The 18527-nt window shown below is 56.2% G+C and carries 19 protein-coding genes; 5 read left to right on the top strand and 14 right to left on the bottom strand.

The genetic code is table 11. The features are described 5' to 3' along the window. Positions 1-263: 263 nt before the first annotated feature. The 11 genes from AC2CF9_RS12900 to AC2CF9_RS12950 all read right to left on the bottom strand — a co-directional run bounded on the left by AC2CF9_RS12900 (position 264) and on the right by AC2CF9_RS12950 (position 8777). Positions 264-1238: a glutathione S-transferase family protein gene (locus tag AC2CF9_RS12900; protein ID WP_150018068.1), complete on the bottom strand. Its 975-nt coding sequence runs from the start codon at positions 1236-1238 to the stop codon at positions 264-266. Between the two features lie 79 nt (positions 1239-1317). After that, positions 1318-1728: a DoxX family protein gene (locus AC2CF9_RS12905; RefSeq protein ID WP_039380520.1), complete on the bottom strand. Its 411-nt coding sequence runs from the start codon at positions 1726-1728 to the stop codon at positions 1318-1320. Between the two features lie 203 nt (positions 1729-1931). After that, on the bottom strand, positions 1932-2219 hold the full coding sequence (locus AC2CF9_RS12910) for a YqjK-like family protein (RefSeq protein WP_039380518.1): 288 nt from the start codon (positions 2217-2219) through the stop codon (positions 1932-1934). Beyond that, entirely contained in the window at positions 2216-2614 is a 399-nt protein-coding gene (locus AC2CF9_RS12915; RefSeq protein WP_484557177.1) for a phage holin family protein, read from the bottom strand. Before AC2CF9_RS12915 ends, AC2CF9_RS12910 begins: the two co-directional genes overlap by 4 nt. A gap of 1 nt (position 2615) precedes the next feature. Next, entirely contained in the window at positions 2616-2921 is a 306-nt protein-coding gene (locus tag AC2CF9_RS12920) for an ElaB/YgaM/YqjD family protein (RefSeq protein WP_039380513.1), read from the bottom strand. A gap of 35 nt (positions 2922-2956) precedes the next feature. Next, positions 2957-3328, bottom strand: a complete 372-nt coding sequence (locus AC2CF9_RS12925) for a DUF1090 domain-containing protein (RefSeq protein WP_150018066.1) — start codon at positions 3326-3328, stop codon at positions 2957-2959. A 171-nt stretch (positions 3329-3499) separates the two neighbouring features. After that, the gene (mzrA, locus tag AC2CF9_RS12930; RefSeq protein WP_094111020.1) at positions 3500-3868 is read right to left on the bottom strand and encodes an EnvZ/OmpR regulon moderator MzrA; all 369 of its coding nucleotides are present in this window, start codon (positions 3866-3868) and stop codon (positions 3500-3502) included. Further along, a complete protein-coding gene (locus AC2CF9_RS12935) occupies positions 3868-4542 on the bottom strand; it encodes a DedA family protein (RefSeq protein ID WP_150018065.1) in 675 nt (224 codons plus the stop codon). The genes mzrA and AC2CF9_RS12935 overlap by 1 nt, the downstream gene beginning before the upstream one ends. Positions 4543-5100: 558 nt before the next feature. Then, entirely contained in the window at positions 5101-6336 is a 1236-nt protein-coding gene (gene sstT, locus AC2CF9_RS12940; RefSeq protein WP_484557178.1) for a serine/threonine transporter SstT, read from the bottom strand. Positions 6337-6565: 229 nt separating this feature from the next. Next, positions 6566-7534, bottom strand: coding sequence for a TerC family protein (locus AC2CF9_RS12945; protein ID WP_039385651.1), 969 nt, complete (start codon positions 7532-7534; stop codon positions 6566-6568). Between the two features lie 256 nt (positions 7535-7790). Beyond that, positions 7791-8777: a Gfo/Idh/MocA family protein gene (locus tag AC2CF9_RS12950; protein ID WP_484557179.1), complete on the bottom strand. Its 987-nt coding sequence runs from the start codon at positions 8775-8777 to the stop codon at positions 7791-7793. Positions 8778-8913: 136 nt separating this feature from the next. On the opposite strand from AC2CF9_RS12950, the gene AC2CF9_RS12955 reads away from it, so the two are divergent. After that, positions 8914-10602, top strand: coding sequence for a chloride channel protein (locus tag AC2CF9_RS12955; RefSeq protein ID WP_484557180.1), 1689 nt, complete (start codon positions 8914-8916; stop codon positions 10600-10602). Here AC2CF9_RS12955 and AC2CF9_RS12960 read toward each other — a convergent pair. Continuing rightward, positions 10599-11099, bottom strand: a complete 501-nt coding sequence (locus AC2CF9_RS12960) for a M48 metallopeptidase family protein (RefSeq protein ID WP_150018060.1) — start codon at positions 11097-11099, stop codon at positions 10599-10601. The two genes, AC2CF9_RS12955 and AC2CF9_RS12960, sit on opposite strands and share 4 nt — an antisense overlap. An 81-nt stretch (positions 11100-11180) precedes the next feature. On the opposite strand from AC2CF9_RS12960, the gene rlmG reads away from it, so the two are divergent. Further along, a complete protein-coding gene (gene rlmG / locus AC2CF9_RS12965) occupies positions 11181-12299 on the top strand; it encodes a 23S rRNA (guanine(1835)-N(2))-methyltransferase RlmG (RefSeq protein WP_484557181.1) in 1119 nt (372 codons plus the stop codon). Here rlmG and AC2CF9_RS12970 read toward each other — a convergent pair whose 3' ends face one another. After that, positions 12300-14297, bottom strand: a complete 1998-nt coding sequence (locus AC2CF9_RS12970; RefSeq protein ID WP_484557182.1) for a 2,4-dienoyl-CoA reductase FMN-binding domain-containing protein — start codon at positions 14295-14297, stop codon at positions 12300-12302. 692 nt (positions 14298-14989) lie between these two features. Between AC2CF9_RS12970 and AC2CF9_RS12975 the strand changes: the two genes are divergently transcribed. The 3 genes from AC2CF9_RS12975 (at position 14990) to idnO (ending at position 17653) form a co-directional block, all read left to right on the top strand. Beyond that, positions 14990-15688 (top strand): response regulator, encoded by a 699-nt coding sequence (locus tag AC2CF9_RS12975; protein ID WP_484557183.1) that lies wholly within the window; start codon positions 14990-14992, stop codon positions 15686-15688. Positions 15689-15847: 159 nt separating this feature from the next. After that, entirely contained in the window at positions 15848-16879 is a 1032-nt protein-coding gene (gene idnD, locus AC2CF9_RS12980; protein WP_484557184.1) for an L-idonate 5-dehydrogenase, read from the top strand. 9 nt (positions 16880-16888) lie between these two features. Then, positions 16889-17653: a gluconate 5-dehydrogenase gene (idnO, locus tag AC2CF9_RS12985; protein ID WP_484557185.1), complete on the top strand. Its 765-nt coding sequence runs from the start codon at positions 16889-16891 to the stop codon at positions 17651-17653. A gap of 143 nt (positions 17654-17796) precedes the next feature. On the opposite strand, the gene AC2CF9_RS12990 is transcribed toward idnO, so the two are convergent. Next, on the bottom strand, positions 17797-18510 hold the full coding sequence (locus AC2CF9_RS12990; RefSeq protein WP_484557186.1) for a purine nucleoside phosphorylase YfiH/LACC1 family protein: 714 nt from the start codon (positions 18508-18510) through the stop codon (positions 17797-17799). Between the last annotated feature and the right edge of the window lie 17 nt (positions 18511-18527).

Raw genomic sequence — 18527 nt, forward strand, 5'->3', positions numbered from 1 at the left:
CCCTACGGTTATGCGTAGGGGCGCCATTAATGGCGCCCGTTTCATACGCGGGAAATCGGTTCGCGGTTGTTCACAGGGGCGTCATTAATAGCGCCCGTTTCGTATGCGGATATTCGATTCGCGGTTGTTGCGGCCAGGGGCGCATGAATGCGCCCCCTACGGTTATGCGTAGGGGCGCCATTAATGGCGCCCGTTTCATACGCGGGAAATCGGTTCGCGGTTGTTCACAGGGGCGCCATTAATGGCGCCCGTTTTGCATCAGATTAACCGCGGCCGTGGGGTTCGTCCCAGTCAAATGCCGGACCGAGCGAAATCACGCCGTTCGGGTTGATGGTCTTATGGCTGCAATAATAGTGATGGCGGATCTGCGGCAGATTCACCGTCTCTGCAATACCAGGCATCTGATAAATATCGCGCAGAAAGCCATTCAGATTGCGATAGTCACTGATGCGGTGCCTGTCGCACTTGAAGTGGGTGACATACACCGGGTCAAAGCGTACCAGCGTGGTCCACAGGCGCAGATCGGCTTCAGTCAGGCGATCGCCGGTGAGATAGCGATGCTGTCCCAGGATCTGCTCCAGCCGCGCCAGCGAATGAAACAGGGCGGTAACGGCTTCATCGTAAGCGGCCTGAGAGGTAGCAAAACCACTCTTATAGACGCCATTATTGACCGTATCGTAAATCCAGCCGTTAAGTTCATCGATCTTATCGCGCAGATCGGCAGGATAGTAGTCGCCGGCTCGTGCGCCCTGTGCATCAAATGCGCTGTTGAGCATGCGGATAATGTCGGCCGACTCATTGCTGACAATGGTGTGCTGCTGCTTGTCCCACAGCACCGGTACGGTCACGCGGCCGCTGTAGTGCGGATCGGCATGCAGATAGAGCTGGTAAAGAAACTCATGCTGATACAGCGTGTCGCCGGTTGCCTCCGGGAAGCTGTCATCAAACGTCCAGCCGTTCTCCAGCATCAGCGGATGAACCACGGAAACCGATATCATCTCTTCCAGCCCTTTAAGCTTGCGCATCAGCAGCGTGCGATGCGCCCACGGGCAGGCAAGTGAAACGTACAGGTGATAGCGATCGCGCTCTGCCGCAAAGCCGGGCTTACCGTCAGGGCCGGCGCTGCCATCAGGCGTGATCCAGTTACGCCACGCTGACTCTGAGCGTTTGAAACGCCCTCCGGTTGACTTTGTATCGTACCAGGTATCGTGCCAGACACCCTCAATCAGCTGTCCCATATGCCCTCCATAGAAAAAAGGGGCGAGGATGATCCTCTGCCCCTGTATTCAGTATATCTGCTGTAAGCTGCCTGCGCGCTTAACGGGCGGCGGCGGGCGCCATGCGCTGGCGGATCAGGCGATCAATACTCCAGGCGCCTGGTCCCACCAGACCCAGAACCAGAAAACCGCCAGCAATGCTGAGGTTTTTCATAAACATCAGCTGGTTTACGCCTTCTGCAAAGTTGCTGTGAAACAGAAACGCGGTCAGCAGAGTAAAGCCTGCGGTAAACAGCGCGGTAAAGCGCGTCAGGAAACCAAACAGAATAGCCAGGCCTCCACCCAGTTCCAGCAGGATCACCAGCGGCAGCATAAAGCCCGGCACGCCCATTGCCTGCATATACTGCTCAGTGCCGGCATAAGCGGTAATTTTGCCCCAGCCGGCCGTAATAAACAGGATGGTCATCAGTACACGCGCGGCTAACAGTCCTGCATCTTCGAATTTTTTCATCATCTACTCCAGCGTAATTTTGTGGCAGGCTGAAAACCTGTCCGTTAATTTCCCGCTGCAACGCAGATAAACGTTCACCGGGCTGATGGAGAGAGATAATAATCGCGGCGCGAAAGGGTTGTAAGCAAGATAAACTGTCGAAGTTATTCAGGAATTCTGACGAAAAAAAACCGGACCTGCTGGTCCGGTTTTTTATAGAGCGGTTAGCGCCCCGGCATGGATGATTTAATCATACGCCAGGTGCTCCACAGGCCGAAGCCGCGTTTAACGAGGCGCAGCAGCCGGTTGGGGCTGCGCACTGACCAGATAGCCAGCGCGCTGCTGCCTATCGCCAGATAGCGGCGACAGCTGACCAGCGTCAGCCAGCCGCGATCGTAGCGGGCGGTATTTTCCAGCCAGTCACGTCCTGCTGCGCTTAAATCGAGCCGCTGCTGCTGAACCGTATTAAGGAGTTCATGAATGCGGGCTTCGCGTTCATGGCGACTGCTCATGGGCGGTCCTCCTCCAGTAATTTACGATCGGAATCGAGCTCTTTACGGGTGTGACGCAGCAGCGTCGACTGACGCGATTTACGCAGCGTCCACAGACCAAAAATCAGCGCCAGCAAAAACAGTACGCCTGTGGTCACGCCGATTGCCATCAGCCGGTATTGTGCGTCAACCGCCCAGATGATCAACACCATCAGGCTCATCAGCCCGAATGCCGTAAACAGCATGGTCAGGCCAATCATGATCAGCATCTGGATCAGATTAGCTTTCTCTTCTTCCAGCTCAACAACGGCCAGCCGGACACGCGTCTCGACCATACTGACCAGCGTAGTCACCACGCGCTGACCGATGTTAAAGACCCCTTTGCCCGGGCCGTGGCTTTGCTGAGAATCGTTCATATCAACGACGCGAAATCAGAATGCCAATCAGCACGCCCACGGCTGCGCCAACGCCAACGCCGTGCCACGGATTCTCACGCACATAATCTTCCGCTTTCTCTGCGGCTTCGCGCGTGGATTTGGCAATACGCTCACCGGAATCGCCCAGGCGCTCGCGTGAACTTTCCAGTGCGCCGCGCGCTTTATGACGCAGGCGATCCAGCTCGCTGCGGGATTTATCGGCAGAGCTGCTTAATACTTCTTCCAGGGTGTCGGCCAGATTTTTCAGTTCGGCGCGCAGATGTTCAGATGTGGTGTCTTTAGCCATGAGAGTTCTCCATTACTTCAATTATTTATGTCCGATTAGTAAGGCTCTGCAGCCAGCTTTTTCAGCTCCTGCCGTGCCTCATCCAGCTTGCGTTCACGTTTTTCAATTTTGTCTTTGTCATCCCTGTCATCGCGCGCTTTCTTCAGCTCCTGCTCGCGCTCGGCCACCTTGTTCTGCTGCGACTTCAGACGCTCTGTGTGCGCTGATTTCAGCTGACGATCGCTGCAGCTGGCGCGAACTTCTGTCAGCGCCCGCTCCAGTCCGTTTACCCGGCGCTGATTATCGTGCTGTTTTGCCATTGCAATCTCATGCCGGATATCGCGCTCTTTTTGCTGACACAGCGACTCTGCCGCCAGCAGAGAGCCAGAGCAGGAGATAAGCATGGCACCCAGAAGAAGTTGTTTCATCACGTTCACACCTTCCATTGTTGATGAACTGCCGCCTGCCAGACAGGAGCGTATCCCGGCGTCGCGTCGGCTTGTGCTAACGTTAAGCATAGTCAGCCGGGGCAAAAATTCAAAAAAGACGAAGAGATAGCGGAGAAAAAGTATCGTCTGACCGCAGGTCAGACGATCGGATTAACTGTAGGTCGGGGGATTGGCGTCGCGTGGTTGCTGTGAAGCCTGCGGGCCGGCGGCCACAACAAAACCTTGTGGTAATAAGCGGCGCAATACCTTCTGCGCCGCCAGACTCTGTTCTTCATCTTCAAAGTGGATCACCAGCGCATCGCCTGCCGGCGTAATACTTTTAATGCGCACGCCCTGGGCGGAGAGCTGCTGATAAAGATAAAAGCCATCCGGCAGATTGGTGCCGCTATGCGCCACGCGAATTTGCACCACGGTTTCATGCTGCCACAGCAGCGGAGCGGCACCGGCCGCAAGCAGCAGCAGCAGGCCGCCGCACAGCCACGGCAGCAGCGGTCGGGTAAAGAGACGTCCTGTTTTCATTACTGCGCTTTCCCGTTTTGTCCTGCCTGACGCTTACGCCACAGTACGACCAGTGAGCCGACCAGGCCGATGACCAGCAGCGCCAGCGGCAGCATCATCAGAAAAAACATCAGCTCATCTTCGTAACGGCGAAACAGCGGCGTTTTTCCCAGTGCAAAACCGAGTACGGTCAGGATCAGTACCCACAGGAAGCCACTCATCCAGTTAAAGAACTGAAAGCGCGCATTGCTCAGGCCAGATAACCCTGCAATGGTGGGCAGCAGCGTGCGTACAAACGCAATAAAACGCCCAATCAACAGGGCAGAAAGACCGTGACGGTGGAACAGGCTATGGGCGCGCTGGTGATATTGTGCCGGCAGGTGTGAAAGCCATTTCTGTACTGTAGGGGTATTACCCAGCCATCGCCCCTGGATATAACTTACCCAGCAGCCGAGGCTGGCACCTGTAGTAAGAACCAGCAGCGTCAGGGGAAAACTCATTGTACCTTTGGCAATCAGCACGCCGACAAGGATCAGCAGACTGTCACCAGGCAGGAAGGCGGCAGGAAGCAGGCCATTTTCAAGAAACAGGATCATGAACAGTAAGCCGTAGATCGCCCACACCAGCGTGGGGTCAGAGAGCATCTCATAATCCTGCTGCCACAGGGCATGCAGCAGTGCTTTCAAAATATCCATCAATCTTTCCCGAACATCATTGTTAAACGAGCCCATCAGGGGCTAAAGCGCAGGCAGAGGTGAGTTATACATTTTGGGTATGCCACCTGCGCAGGGGTCCGTATCCATGCGGCTATGCGTGTTAAATCAGCGACTTTCTGACGCCCTTGTCGCAAACGGTAAAAAAAGGGCGATAACTGTAACAAATACTCCCTAATTCAGACAGTGCATTATGTCCGTTGTAGTGGAGTTTTACCCTTTGCTGTCAGGAGTAAAAGGAGCTTTACACGAGCTGACACTATTGCAGATTATCTGACCCCAGCTGCAGGTTGAGAATGTACAGATGCAGCCGTTTTTACGCGGTTCGGCTTAATTAACCAGCTTGCGGCAAACAAGTTGCACTTACGGTCAAAGGCTGTGTGGTTTAGCGTAACGTTGCGCCGCCACCGCTTAGTATTTTCCAGATATGGCAACATTGCCAGTTTATGGCAGCAGTTTGTTACATGAGGCAGAAGGGAAGGATGGCAGCACAGCGGGTATGAAAGCGCGCGGCGCACAATGTGCGCCGCAGAGAAGAGGTCAGGCCGCGGTGCCGGGCTGGCGTTCCGCTTCTGCCTGGCAGACAGCCGCAGTGAACAGAATGTCGGTTGAGGAGTTCAGGGCCGTTTCCGCTGAGTCCTGCAGCACACCGATAATAAATCCAACGGCCACCACCTGCATGGCCAGGTCGTTGGGAATGCCGAACATATTGCAGGCTACCGGGATTAACAGCAGTGAGCCACCCGCTACGCCGGAGGCACCACAGGCGCACAGCGTGGCGACCAGGCTTAACAGAATCGCTGTCGGTACATCGACATTGATGCCCAGCGTATGCACCGCAGCCAGCGTCAGTACGGTAATCGTAATAGATGCGCCCGCCATGCTGATGGTGGCACCCAGCGGAATTGACACAGAGTAGGTGTCTTCATCAAGGTTGAGTCGCTTTGCCAGCGCCATGTTCACAGGAATATTGGCGGCCGAGCTGCGGGTAAAGAAAGCCGTCACGCCGCTTTCACGAATGCAGGTAAATACCAGTGGATAGGGATTGCGCCGGATTTTCTGATACACCAGCAGCGGGTTCACAATCAGTGCCATGAACAGCATGCAGCCAATCAGCAGGACCAGCAGGCTGCCATATTCCCACAGCGCTCCAAAGCCGGTAGAGGCCAGAATTGAGGCGACCAGGCCAAAAATGCCCAGCGGCGCGCAGCGGATCACACAGCGCACGACCCACGTTGCCGCATGTGAGGCGTCATTTAAAAAATCTTTAGTGCCCGGACTGGCATGGCGAAATGCCAGGCCAAGGCCCAGCGCCCAGACCAGAATGCCGATGTAATTCGCGTTCATCAGCGCTTCAAACGGATTAGCCACCATGCTCATCAGCAGGCCATGCAGCACCTCGGTGATCCCGGAAGGCGGCGTAATTGTCGTGTCGCCTGCAACGAGTGACAGCGTCTGCGGAAAGAGATGGCTGAAAATCACCGCAACCATCGCGGCAAACAGGGTGCTGAGCAGATAAAGCATAATGATGGGACGGATATTAGTTTTCTGTCCCTGCTGATGGTTAGCAATGGACGCGATGACCAGCACCAGAACCAGCAGCGGCGCAACGGCTTTCAGCGCCCGGACGAAGAGTTCACCCAGCAGGCCGGCGGCTAATGCAGCATCGCGTGACAGCCACGCCAGCGCTACGCCAGCCACCAGGCCCACCATGATTTGTTTGACCAGGCTGCCTTTAAACAGCACGCCTGCCACTCTGGAAAGGTTATTTTGCATATCGTGATCTTTTACTATCGGTCATGAGTGTGGTGCGCGTTTATTCCGCGCCAGAGGGTTTGCCCGGCGGAGTATAAGGAAAAGTGCTGGTGAGAAAAGCGATAATTCCGGCTTTGCGTGCGGGATCGATTTTTCAATCTGCTAAACAGAGGAAGTGTGACAGGGATAAAAAAGGGAAAGTCTCATTGAGGCAAAATAAAGCAGGGGCGATTTACGCCCCTGCAGAAGATTATGGTGAGATGCGCCGGCGGTCATTTCGACGGTTAACCCAGGCGTTAATCAGCAGCGTTCCACCCAGAATAATGCCCACGACGCTGAGTGAGACAGCGACCGGAATGTGGTAGAACTCGACGATCAGCATTTTGATGCCGATAAACACCAGCACGATAGCCAGACCATATTTCAGCATAGAGAAGCGCTCAGCCACATTTGACAGCAGGAAATACATGGCGCGCAGGCCGAGTATGGCAAACAGGTTAGAGGTCAGCACAATAAAGGGATCGGTGGTTACCGCAAAAATAGCCGGAATACTGTCGACAGCAAAAATCACATCGCTGAGCTCCACCATGATCAGAACCAGCAGCAGCGGGGTGGCAAACAGTACGCCGTTACGGCGAATAAAAAATTTCTCACCCTCCAGCGAATCGGTCATGCGCAGATGCTGACGCAGCCAGCGCACCACCGGTTTATCACCCACGGCCGTGTCATCCTCACGCGCCAGCGCCATCTTAATGCCGGTAAACAGCAGAAAGGCACCAAAAATATAGAGGATCCAGCTGAACTGCATGACCAGCCAGCTGCCGGCGAAAATCATGATGGTACGCAAGACAATGGCACCCAGCACGCCGTAAATCAGTACGCGCCTCTGCAGCTGGGGCGGAATAGCGAAGTAGCTGAACAGCATCAGCCAGACAAAGACGTTATCCACTGCCAGCGCTTTTTCCAGCACGTATCCGGTCAGGAAAGCGAGCGTCTGCGTAGTGGCAACCTCGCGCCCGGCGTGCGTATCGAGATACCACCAGAAAGCGGCAGCAAACAGCAGTGAAACGGAAACCCAGATCAGCGACCAGATAGCCGCCTGCCTGAACGACATAGTTTGCGCGCCGCGCCGGCCCTGCAGCAGCAGATCGATCGCCAGCATAATCAGCACAACAACGGTAAAGCTGCCCCAGAGTAACGGTGTGCCTATCGATTGCATAATGGTGTCCTGTGCGAAAGTTAAAAAAAACGGCTCCGTCAGAAGACGTAAGCCGCTTTCATTACGCTGCAAGCGCTCCTCGCCTTCCGGCAAGGTCTCACTTACAACACAGAATCACTTCCGGGTTGCCTGACGACCGGATGCGCTACACATCGTAATGACGATCAATCAGCTGACAAGTTACTCCCCTTTGCTTAGAGAAAAATAGCGCAGCCGCTCTCCGATGCAATGCAGGACCAGTCATATTTAGCAATATTTACACTTCCTGGCGATCGGCGGGAAATACCACGCCGGTCTGCTGGCGGATGGTAGTCAGCAGTTCTGCTGTCAGCCGCGAAATTTCGAGGCCAGGGTGTGCGGTCTGTTGCGTTTCCACCAGGCTGGCAAACACCTCTGCTTCGTAGCGCATCGTATTGCTGTGCTGCGGCTGCGTCAGATTCTGCTCAGCACCGCTGCGTGGCAGTATCCGCAGCTGCCGGCACTCTGCCAGTTTCTCAATGAGCAGCGAACCCTCTTCTCCCTGAATTTCACTCGGAATAGCGGAGTTGCTGACTTTGGAGTGCAGCAGAGTGACGTCAAACTCGCCATAGTGAAGTATCACGGTGCCGTGCGCATCTGTGCCGCTCGCCAGCAGCGTGGCTTCAGCCGTGACGCGCTGCGGCGCACCCCACAGCGTGACGGCAGCAGCGAGGCAGTAATAGCCAATATCCATGATGGAGCCATTGGACCAGCGCGGGTCAAACGTATTCGGGTTTTCACCGGCAAGATAGCGCGGGTAACGGGAAGAGTACTGACAGTAGCTGAACAGCGCCTTACGCAGCGTGCCAAGCTGCGGCAGGGTGCGCTGCAGCTGCAGAAAATTAGGCAGGCTGGCGGTTTTAAACGCTTCAAACAGCACAACCTGATGCTGTTGTGCGCAGGCGATCATCGCTTCGGCTTCACGCAGCGTGGAGGCCAGCGGTTTCTCGCAGATCACATGCTTACCGTGAGCCATAAACAGCAGCGCCTGTTCGCAGTGCAGTGCATTCGGACTGGCGATATAGACCGCGTTGATATCCGGGCATGCCGCCAGAGCCTCCAGTGAGGTGAACGTCAGCGGGCAGGCGTAATCTGCGGCAAAGGCGTCAGCCTGCTGCTGGCTACGTGAATAGACTGCGCTGAGCCTAAACCTGCCGCTCTCATGTGCCGCGTCAATAAACTGACGGGTAATCCAGTTGGTGCCGACAATCGCAAAGCGAATCACAGGTCTGCTCTCCTGACTAAATAAAGCCGCAGGGTAGCACGCGGCGGCAGGAAACCTGCCGGCACTATTTGATCCTGCGATCCGCATTCCAATATAGTGAGCCCTGTGTCTGAAAGCCTGCGAACGGGAGAGCCGGGTGAGCGGAAGCAAACATGCATTAAACTGGACCACGCTGCTGATCGCCATTCCGGTGGGGCTGATAGCCTCGCTGGTGACGCTGGCGTTTCGTGGCATCATCGATGTGATTAACCAGCTGCTGTTTAACAGTGACCATGAGATCACCGTGGCGATGCACGTCTGGCCGTGGATCTTCTGGCCGCTGCTGGTGGGCGGCGGGGGCGTGCTGGCGGGCTGGTTCCTGCGCTATGCCGTCGCAATTGAGCAGCAGCAAACGGTAAAAACGGATTACCTGGAAGTGATTAACGCCAGGCTGGATGCCGTGCCGACGCGCACCTCACTGTTTCGCGCGCTCTCTTCAATCGCCAGCATTGGCAGCGGCGCTTCAATCGGTAAAGAGGGGCCGATGGTACAGCTCTCAGCGCTCAGCGGCAGTCTGCTGGGACGCTGGCTGCCGGCATCGCTCAATCTGCGCAACAGCGACATTGTGGCCATGGCGGCAGCAGCGGGCCTCTCCTCGGTTTACCACGCGCCGCTTGCCTCGGCGATCTTTGTTGCTGAAATTGCTTTTGGTATTTCAGCCCTGCAGCGACTGATCCCGCTGATTGTGGCCTCTGCGGTGGCGGTGATGACCATGTGGGCGCTGGGTTTTCGCAATGCGCTTTATCCGCTTGCCGATACGCTGTTTCAGATGGATGGCGTGAGCCTGCTGATGACAGTGCTGACTGGTCTGGTCGCGGGCGTTGCCGGCTGGCTGCTGATCGCGCTGATTGGCCGCAGCCGGCGGCTATTCAGCCGCGTGCGATCGCTGCCGCTGCGGCTTGGCGCAGGAGGCGTCGCTGTCGGCCTGCTGGCGCTGCTCTCCACGGATATTCTCGGCAACGGCTATGAAGTGATCGTGAAGATTATTGAGGGTCACTATGTTATCACCGGACTGCTGCTGCTGCTGCTGCTCAAAACGCTGGCGACAACCCTCTCCGTAGGCTCAAATGCCGTCGGCGGACTGTTTACGCCCTCGCTGCTGATTGGCGCGCTGCTCGGGGTGATTCTGGCGCAGAGTGCAGCTGCACTGCAGCTGCCGGTGGGCGACACGCTGCTCTATGCAGCAATAGGCATGGCCGCCGTGCTGGCCGCTGTCAGTCAGGCTCCGCTGATGGCGATGCTGATGGTGCTGGAGATGACGCTTAACAGCAGCCTGCTGTTTCCGCTGATGATCGCCTCGGTCCTGGCCTCAATGGTGGTCTATCGCCTGCAGTCCGCCAGCACCTATCCGGTGGTCAGCCATCACCTGAGCCGTTCTGAAGCCTGGTATGATTTTGACCATATGCGTGTCGATCAGCTGATTATTCCCGGTGCAGCGCTGCAGCCGGAAGAGTCGGTCGGACAGGCGCTGGCGGTCAGCTCGCTAAAGCGTGAACGCTATGTTTACGTACTGAATCAGGCGGAGCAGTTTCTGGGCGTGGTCTCCATTCACGAGATCTCGCGCAAGGTACTGGCGCAGGAGATCACCCTGGACTCGCCGGTCAGTACCGTTATGGATAGCAACTTTCCCTGCATTTTTCAGGGACAGAGCATGCGCGAAGGGTGGGAGGCGTTTTCACGCGTGACGCTCGAGCGGCTGCCGGTGCTGAATAATCCGCAGGAGCGTCGTTTTATGGGCGCTCTGACCAAAACCAGTCTGATTCAGAAAGCGCAGGAGTTTCTTTAAGCCGCGTTGCCGCGCATCGCCTGATCGGTCATCCACAGGCGCGCGTCAAACTCCAGCTGATGATAATCAGGCTCCATATGGCAGCAGAGCTGATAGAACGCTTTGCTGTGCTCTTTCTCTTTGAGGTGGGCAAGTTCGTGCACCACAATCATGCGCAGGAAAGGCTCAGGAGCAAGGCGGAAAAAAGTGGAGATACGGATCTCCGCTTTAGCTTTCAGGTTGCCGCCCTGTACGCGGGAAATGGCCGTGTGCAGCCCCAGCGCATGCTTCATCACTTTGATTTTATTATCCCAGAGGATTTTGCTTACCGGCGGTGCGCTGCGCATATAGCGATTTTTTATCGCCTGCGTGTAGTCATACAGCGCGCGATCGCTGACCACATCATGCGTCTCGGGATAGCGCTGCTGCAGAAACGCGCCTAATCGCTGATGATCAATCAGCATTTGCACCTGTTCGAGGATATTTTCAGGGTAACCCTGCAGATAAATTAATGACATTGGGATTCCTGACGAAAGACAGTATACTGCGCCCCCTTTTCAGGGCGAAAATTGCGCAAAGTGTACCACGCCGGAGATCCCATGAGCCAACTTGAACTGACCCATAGCACCCTTACGCTGGAGCGCTTTCCGCCGATGCGCGAAGAGAGCCCGTTACAGGCGTGGGATGCCGCCGATGAATATCTGCTGCAGCAGACGCTGCCGGAAGGTCCGGTGCTGGTGTTCAATGACAGCTTTGGGGCATTAACCTGTGGCCTGCAGGATCGGGAGATCTGGCACGTCAGCGACTCCTGGCTGAGCCAGCAGGCAGCCAGACAGAATCTGCGCTTGAATGGTTTGTCTGACGATCGCATTCACTTTATTGACAGCCTGAGCGCGCTGCCTGCGGCGCCCGCGGCTGTCTTAATCAAAATTCCCAAAGCGCTGGCGCTGCTGGAGCATCAGCTGCGCGCGCTGCGCAGCGTGGCCACGCCAGAGACGCTGATTCTGGCGGCAGCCAAAGCGAAAGATATTCATAACTCCACCCTGCAGCTGTTTGAGCGAATTCTGGGTGAGAGCAAAACGTCGCTGGCCTGGAAAAAAGCGCGTCTGATCTACAGCCGTTACAGCGCGCCAGCGCTGGCTGAGGCGGCAGAAACTACCGTCTGGCCACTTGATGAGACGCCTTACCAGATCCATAACCACGCCAACGTCTTTTCACGCTCCTCGCTGGATATTGGTGCGCGCCTGTTTATGCAGCATTTACCACACAATATTGAAGGCGAAATCATGGATCTCGGCTGCGGCAACGGCGTGATTGGCTTAATGGCACTGGAGCAGAATCCGCAGGCTGAGGTGCTGTTTTATGATGAATCTTATATGGCGGTTGCATCCAGCGAGCTGAACGTCAGGGTTAACCGCCCGCAGGATCTGTCGCGCTGTCAGTTCCGCGTTAATAATGTGCTGAGCGGTTTTCCCTCCGACCGGCTGCATGCGGTGTTGTGCAATCCGCCGTTCCATCAGCAGCATGCGGTTACCGATCACCTTGCGTGGCAGATGCTGCGCGACGCAAAGCGCTGCCTGCAGTATGGCGGTGAGCTGCGCATCGTGGGCAACCGGCACCTCGGCTATCACCAGAAGATGAAGAAGCTGTTTGGTAACTGCGAACTGGTGGCGTCCAGCGCTAAGTTTGTGGTGCTGCGCGCGGTCAAACTGCGCTGATCACAGACTCAGCGCCAGCGCGGTCGCCTGTGCAATAGCCCGCCGCGCGTCCAGCTCCTGCGCCACATCTGCGCCGCCGATCACCCGCACCGGTTTGCCGCGTGCGGCAAGCTCGTCAGCCAGCAGGCGCAGCGGCTCCTGACCGGCGCAAATCACAATATTATCCACGGCCAGCGTGACCGGTTTACCCTGGTGACGCAGATGCAGCCCTGCATCGTCAATGCGCAGATATTCCACATCCCCCCACATCTCTACGCCGTGCGCCTGCAGGCTGGCGCGGTGGATCCAGCCGGTGGTTTTCGCCAGGCCCGCACCGGGCTTTCCGCCTTTACGCTGCAGCAGCCAGATTTGCCGGTCGGGAGAGGGCGGCCGGGCAGGAACAACGCCGCCGCGCGCCTGCAGCGTGCGATCGATCCCCCAGCGCTGGTAAAAATCCTCTGATGAATGGAGTAAATAGGCGGCCGTATCAAAACCGATGCCGCCTGCGCCGATAATGGCGATGCGCTGGCCCACCGGTTTTTTATGGCGCAGAAGATCCAGATAGCCGATCACGCTGGCATGATTGATGCCGGGAATGGAGAGCTGACGCGGCGTTACGCCGGTAGCGATGATAATTTCATCCGCGTCTGTCAGCTCTTCGGCACAGACCCGGTGGTTAAGCCGCAGCGTCACCTTCGCTGCCGCAAGCTGATGGCGGAAGTAGCGCAGGGTTTCGCTAAACTCCTCTTTACCCGGGATCTGTCGGGCGATACCAAACTGCCCGCCAATCTCCGCCTCCGCTTCATAGAGCGTTACCTTATGCCCGCGCTGAGCCGCCTGCAGGGCAAAAGCCATGCCTGCCGGACCGGCACCAACCACAGCCAGCTGCTTCGGCTGCGTGGCCGGCACAACCGGCATCAGGGTTTCGTGGCAGGCGCGCGGATTGACCAGGCAGGATGTCACGTTGCCTGCAAAAATTTGATCGAGGCACGCCTGATTACACGCAATACAGGTATTGATAGCTTCAGGCTGACCCTGCGCCGTTTTGGAGACAAACGCGGCATCCGCCAGAAACGGCCGTGCCATTGAAACCATATCAGCAGTCCCGTCGCGCAGCAGGGCTTCAGCCACGTCAGGGTGGTTGATCCGATTGGTGGCAATCACCGGTACGGATACGCGTTCGCGCAGGTGGCGGGTTACCCAGGCAAAGCCGGCTCGCGGGACGCAGGTGGCTATTGTCGGGATACGTGCTTCATGCCAGCCGATACCGCTGTTAAACAGCGTCACGCCACACGCCTCCAGCGCTTCAGCCAGCATCAGCGTTTCGTCCAGCGTGCTGCCGTGCTGTACCAGGTCGAGCAGCGACAGCCGGAAAATAACAATAAAGTCTTCGCCTGTGGCGTGGCGTACCGCCTGCGTCACTTCACGGGCGAAGCGCTGCCGCCGCTGCACATCGCCTCCCCAGGCGTCAGTGCGCTGGTTAGTCTGCGCCGTCAGAAACTGATTAATCAGATACCCCTCGGAGCCCATGATCTCTACGCCATCATAGCCCGCCTGCTGTGCCAGACGGGCGCAGCGGGCAAAATCGGCAATCGTCTGTTCAATTTCGGCTTCGCTCAGCGCATGCGGAGTAAAAGGATTAATAGGCGCCTGGAGTGCGGAAGGGCCTACCAGCGCACGCTGATAGCTGTATCGTCCGGCATGCAGGATCTGCAGCGCGATTTTTCCGCCCTGCGCATGGACCGCCGTCGTGATCTGACGATGCCAGCCGCACTGACTTTCATCGGTCAGCATCGCACCACCCTGAGCCACCACACCCTGCGCATTCGGCGCAACGCCGCCAGTTACAATCAGCGCCACGCCCTCGCGTGCGCGCTCAGCATAAAAAGCCGCCAGTCGCTCCGCACCGTCAGGGTGCTCCTCCAGTCCGGTATGCATTGAGCCCATCAGAAAACGATTTTTTAACCGGGTAAATCCCAGATCGAGAGGGGTAAATAAGCAGGGATAGTGCTCGATCATGATCGGGTACTCAAAAGTGGTCGGATGAGTTAACTCTAACGGTAATCGCGCATGATGGAAGAGGGGGACGCTGAGCTTGTGAGAGACGTCAAAAAAAGCAGGGCGGCGGGTTACGTACGAAGTATCAGCTTGTCTTCGTTACGCACGGGAAGGACCGGCGCGCCCTGAAAGGGTCAGAGTACGGGGCTAATGACTTAGCACTTTTTATATATCATCATGGATTCCTTTTTCCGGAAGGTCCGGGTAATTATCAGATCGCGGCAATATCTCTTCATTACAACTCGCCTGCGATTTAAATATTATAGTGGGAAAGTAATCAGGAAATAAGTCTTCAGATAGCGTCAGGCAGAGAATTTATCATTTTAATCGCTATTTTAATGTTATTAATAATGCTTGTTAAACATAGCGAAAAGCTGAATGGCGCGATCGGGTGAGTGATATATTGCGCGCCAGTCCGCACAAATAGCGGCAGCCAGCAGCCGGGGTGCCTCTTTTTCTGGATGGATTATCCTTTATTTTATTTGTGAGGTAGTTAATTCTATATCTTAATAATATTTCATTTATCAGTTTTATATAATTACCTGAATAATCACATTGTGAAGGTGATTTTCCTGCTATTACCACTGAGTTAACTGAAAAGGTTAAACGATATAGCCCTTTTACCTGTCATATACTTTTAGAGGAGAGGCAGATTGGATTTAAACACTCAGCCAGTCCGTATTGCTGTTCTTGACGGTCATCCTATGATTCGTCTGGTTTTTGAGCTATGTCTGAAAAACCATCCCGATATTCACCTTGTTGCCGCCTGGTCTTCCGGCAGCGAGCTTTTCAGCGCGTTAAGTACGCACAGTGTTGATGTTCTGATTCTGGATTTCCTGCTGGGCGAGCGTGAAATTGACGGCCTGACGCTAATAAAGCAAATACGTAATCACTACCCGATGCAGAAAATGCTGGTTTTAACCTCTGCCGAAAGTCCGGCGGTGGCAAGAATGGTACTCCGGGCCGGCGTAAACGGGTTTATCGGTAAAAGCCATCCCTTTGAAGAGGTGCTGGCGGCGGTCAGATCCGTTGCTGAGAATAACCTGTTTTTAGCCACGCACCTTGCTGAAGAGATCCAGACGCTGTATGCCATTTCCGGAAAAAAGGCGGACGATGATTTCTGTATCAGCTGTAAGCCGGTTCTTCACGAAAAAATAAGATTATTAAGCCCGCGTGAAGCAGAAGTGATCCGCTGCTTTCTTGATGGCATGAGCGTTTCACAGATTGCGGCCAAGTTCAGACGAAGCCGGAAGACGGTAAGCGGACAGAAGCAGTCGGCGCTGAAAAAGCTCGGCGTCCGTTCCGATTCGGAACTATTTAAATATAGCCGGGAGCTGCTGGCAGCCCGGTAATCGCGCAGGGCAGCCGCACCCGGGTGCAGCAACCTGATAGCCAGTTCACGTTCCCGGTAACATCTTTTCTGTAACATCGTTCTGAGTGATGTTCATCACAGTTTTATCCTGTTTAACCCGTTTTTATAGTCATCACATCAGCAGACTCACAGGATAAATATGAATATTGAAACGCAATCCTGCGTTATTACCGGCAAAAAGCAGGTCAGTGTCGCACAGCAGCAGGTGCAATGGGATGGCTCCGGCACGCTGGTGCGTATTACGCGCGGCGGAATCTGCGGCTCCGATCTGCACTACTACCAGGAGGGAAAAGTGGGCAGCTTTGCGCTGCAAATGCCCATGGTACTTGGGCATGAAGTGGTCGGTTACGTCATTGAAAGCGACGATCCCCGCCTGCAGCCGCAGCAAAAAGTGGCTGTCAATCCGGCTAAACCCTGCGGTGAATGCAGATATTGTCAGCGCCAGCAGGAGAACCAGTGCACCGCCATGCGCTTTTTTGGCAGTGCAATGTATCTCCCGCACGTCGATGGCGGATTTACCCGGCACAAAGTGGTGGCGAGCAGCCAGTGCGTGCCTTTTCCACAGGATGCCGATGAAAAGGTGATGGTGTTTGCTGAGCCGCTCGCGGTCTGCATACATGCCACGCATCAGGCTGGCGATCTTACCGGTAAGCGTATCTTTATCTCCGGTACCGGGCCAGTTGGCTGTCTGATTGCCGCTGCCGCGCAGGCGCGTGGTGCTGCAGAGGTTGTCTGCAGCGATATCAGTGAACGTTCGCTGGAGATGGCGCAGCAAATGGGTGCCACGCAAATAGTTAACGCGGCAAGCGGCGATTTCACCGGCTGGATGGCGGATAAGGGTTACTTCGATGTTGCGTTTGAAGCGTCCGGCCATCCGGCGTCACTGCAGCGCTGCCTGGAAGTTGTGTGTGCCAGAGGCACGGTGGTGCAGGTAGGAATGGGCGGCGCATTTCCTGATTTCCCCCTGATGACGCTGATTGCTAAAGAGATAAATCTGACGGGATCGTTCCGTTTTACGCATGAATTCAATACGGCAGTTGAGTGGCTGGCGCAGGGCGTTATCAACCCGCTGCCGCTCTACAGCGGGGAATACCCGCTTCAGGATAGTGATGCGGCGCTGCAGTTTGCCAGCGATAAAACCCGCGCGGCAAAAGTTCAGCTGACTTTTTAGGGAGATATTATGAACGCACTCTTTTCTCTGGCCGGCAAGCGTGTACTGCTGACCGGTTCAGCACGCGGTATCGGGTTTCTGCTGGCGCAGGGCCTGGGTGAAGCCGGCGCCGAAGTGATTATTAACGCGACCACAACTGAAGGGGCAGAGCGCGCTGCCGCCGCCCTGCGTGAGCAGGGGATCGTCGCCCGGGCCAAAGCGTTTGACGTAACCGATTCCGGCGCGGTGCATCAGGCGATCGATGAAATTGAAGTGCAGTGGGGCGCCATCGATATTCTGGTAAATAACGCCGGCATCCAGCGTCGGCGGCCTTTTCTGGAGTTTCCGGAACAGGACTGGCACGACGTAATTGCGGTAAACCAGACCGCCGTGTTTTTTGTCTCGCAAAAAGTGGCGCAGCAGATGGTAACGCGCCAGCGCGGCAAAATTATCAATATCGGTTCAATGCAGAGTGAACTGGGCCGCGACACCATCACGCCTTATGCGGCCTCTAAAGGGGCGGTCACCATGCTGACGCGGGGAATGTGCGTCGAGCTGGCGCGCTACAATATTCAGGTTAATGCGATTGCGCCGGGCTACTTTGTCACCGAGATGACGCAGCCGCTGGCTGACGATCCCGCGTTTACCGGCTGGCTGACCAGGCGTACGCCTGCTGCGCGCTGGGGTAAGCCGGAAGAGCTGATTGGTGCCGCCATCTTTCTGGCCTCTGCTGCCTCAGATTTCGTTAATGGCCATCTGCTGTTTGTCGATGGCGGTATGCGCGTAGCCGTGTAGTGCGTGGCCGGAGAGCCTGCCTGGCAATATTTCAAACAGTGGAGATTCAGAAGGAAGCGCCAATCTCACCGCCTGGAGGCGCGGCTCCGCTGACGCTTAGCGCGCTTATCCACTGACCGGCCGTTCACAGGGCGGTAAAGCGATTAACGACGGCGGATCCACGAAAAGCGCGACTGGTATCCACTACTGAAGTGGGTATTGCGCCGGTAGCTGGATCCCGGCTCGGCCATACAGTAGGTACACACGTTGACCACATCAATCTGTGCCGGCGCGAGTCCGCGCTGCAGCAGGATGCTGCGCGCCAGCCCGGGCAGGCTGAACCACACCCCCTGCTGCTGCGCCAGCGCCTGCGCACGTACCGCCTGCGGATTCGTAGGTTGCTGATGCGTCCACTGCAGCGGCGGCAGATCGCTGCGCTGCTGCATCTGGCGGATACGATCCTCGCCCAGCTCATAACAGCAGGGGCCAATGGCCGGACCGATAGCGACGCAAAGCGTATCGATCCTTGCGCCGCGTGCCAGCAGGGCATCCAGCGCGCTCTGCAGAATTCCGCTCAGCGTGCCGTTCAGCCCGGCATGGATCGCCGCCACCTGCTGCTGCACGGGATCGGCAAACAGTACCGGCAGACAGTCGGCAGTGTAAACCGCTACCGGACGGTTATCTTCAGCAATCACACCGTCAGATTCACAGCTTTTTGGCGGCCGGTTTTGTCCCGATAACACCACGCGGGCGCTGTGACGCTGATGTCCGTAAGCGGCAGCCTCAGGTGCAGGCAGGCCCGCAGGCTGAAAGGCATACTCCAGCCATGTCAGGCTATCCAGCAGCGCTGAACGCGGACCGCAGATTCTACTCTCCATACTTCTCTCCTGTGACC

Source organism: Pantoea sp. SYBGC1 (assembly GCF_057197005.1).

What these genes read in the sequence shown, in the direction of transcription:
- AC2CF9_RS12900 (WP_150018068.1), bottom strand. Translation starts at nt 1,238, where the DNA reads ATGGGACAGCTGATTGAGGGTGTCTGGCACGATACCTGGTACGATACA.
- AC2CF9_RS12905 (WP_039380520.1), bottom strand. Translation starts at nt 1,728, where the DNA reads ATGAAAAAATTCGAAGATGCAGGACTGTTAGCCGCGCGTGTACTGATG.
- AC2CF9_RS12910 (WP_039380518.1), bottom strand. Translation starts at nt 2,219, where the DNA reads ATGAGCAGTCGCCATGAACGCGAAGCCCGCATTCATGAACTCCTTAAT.
- AC2CF9_RS12915 (WP_484557177.1), bottom strand. Translation starts at nt 2,614, where the DNA reads ATGAACGATTCTCAGCAAAGCCACGGCCCGGGCAAAGGGGTCTTTAAC.
- AC2CF9_RS12920 (WP_039380513.1), bottom strand. Translation starts at nt 2,921, where the DNA reads ATGGCTAAAGACACCACATCTGAACATCTGCGCGCCGAACTGAAAAAT.
- AC2CF9_RS12925 (WP_150018066.1), bottom strand. Translation starts at nt 3,328, where the DNA reads ATGAAACAACTTCTTCTGGGTGCCATGCTTATCTCCTGCTCTGGCTCT.
- mzrA (WP_094111020.1), bottom strand. Translation starts at nt 3,868, where the DNA reads ATGAAAACAGGACGTCTCTTTACCCGACCGCTGCTGCCGTGGCTGTGC.
- AC2CF9_RS12935 (WP_150018065.1), bottom strand. Translation starts at nt 4,542, where the DNA reads ATGGATATTTTGAAAGCACTGCTGCATGCCCTGTGGCAGCAGGATTAT.
- sstT (WP_484557178.1), bottom strand. Translation starts at nt 6,336, where the DNA reads ATGCAAAATAACCTTTCCAGAGTGGCAGGCGTGCTGTTTAAAGGCAGC.
- AC2CF9_RS12945 (WP_039385651.1), bottom strand. Translation starts at nt 7,534, where the DNA reads ATGCAATCGATAGGCACACCGTTACTCTGGGGCAGCTTTACCGTTGTT.
- AC2CF9_RS12960 (WP_150018060.1), bottom strand. Translation starts at nt 11,099, where the DNA reads ATGTCATTAATTTATCTGCAGGGTTACCCTGAAAATATCCTCGAACAG.
- rlmG (WP_484557181.1), top strand. Translation starts at nt 11,181, where the DNA reads ATGAGCCAACTTGAACTGACCCATAGCACCCTTACGCTGGAGCGCTTT.
- AC2CF9_RS12970 (WP_484557182.1), bottom strand. Translation starts at nt 14,297, where the DNA reads ATGATCGAGCACTATCCCTGCTTATTTACCCCTCTCGATCTGGGATTT.
- idnD (WP_484557184.1), top strand. Translation starts at nt 15,848, where the DNA reads ATGAATATTGAAACGCAATCCTGCGTTATTACCGGCAAAAAGCAGGTC.
- idnO (WP_484557185.1), top strand. Translation starts at nt 16,889, where the DNA reads ATGAACGCACTCTTTTCTCTGGCCGGCAAGCGTGTACTGCTGACCGGT.
- AC2CF9_RS12990 (WP_484557186.1), bottom strand. Translation starts at nt 18,510, where the DNA reads ATGGAGAGTAGAATCTGCGGTCCGCGTTCAGCGCTGCTGGATAGCCTG.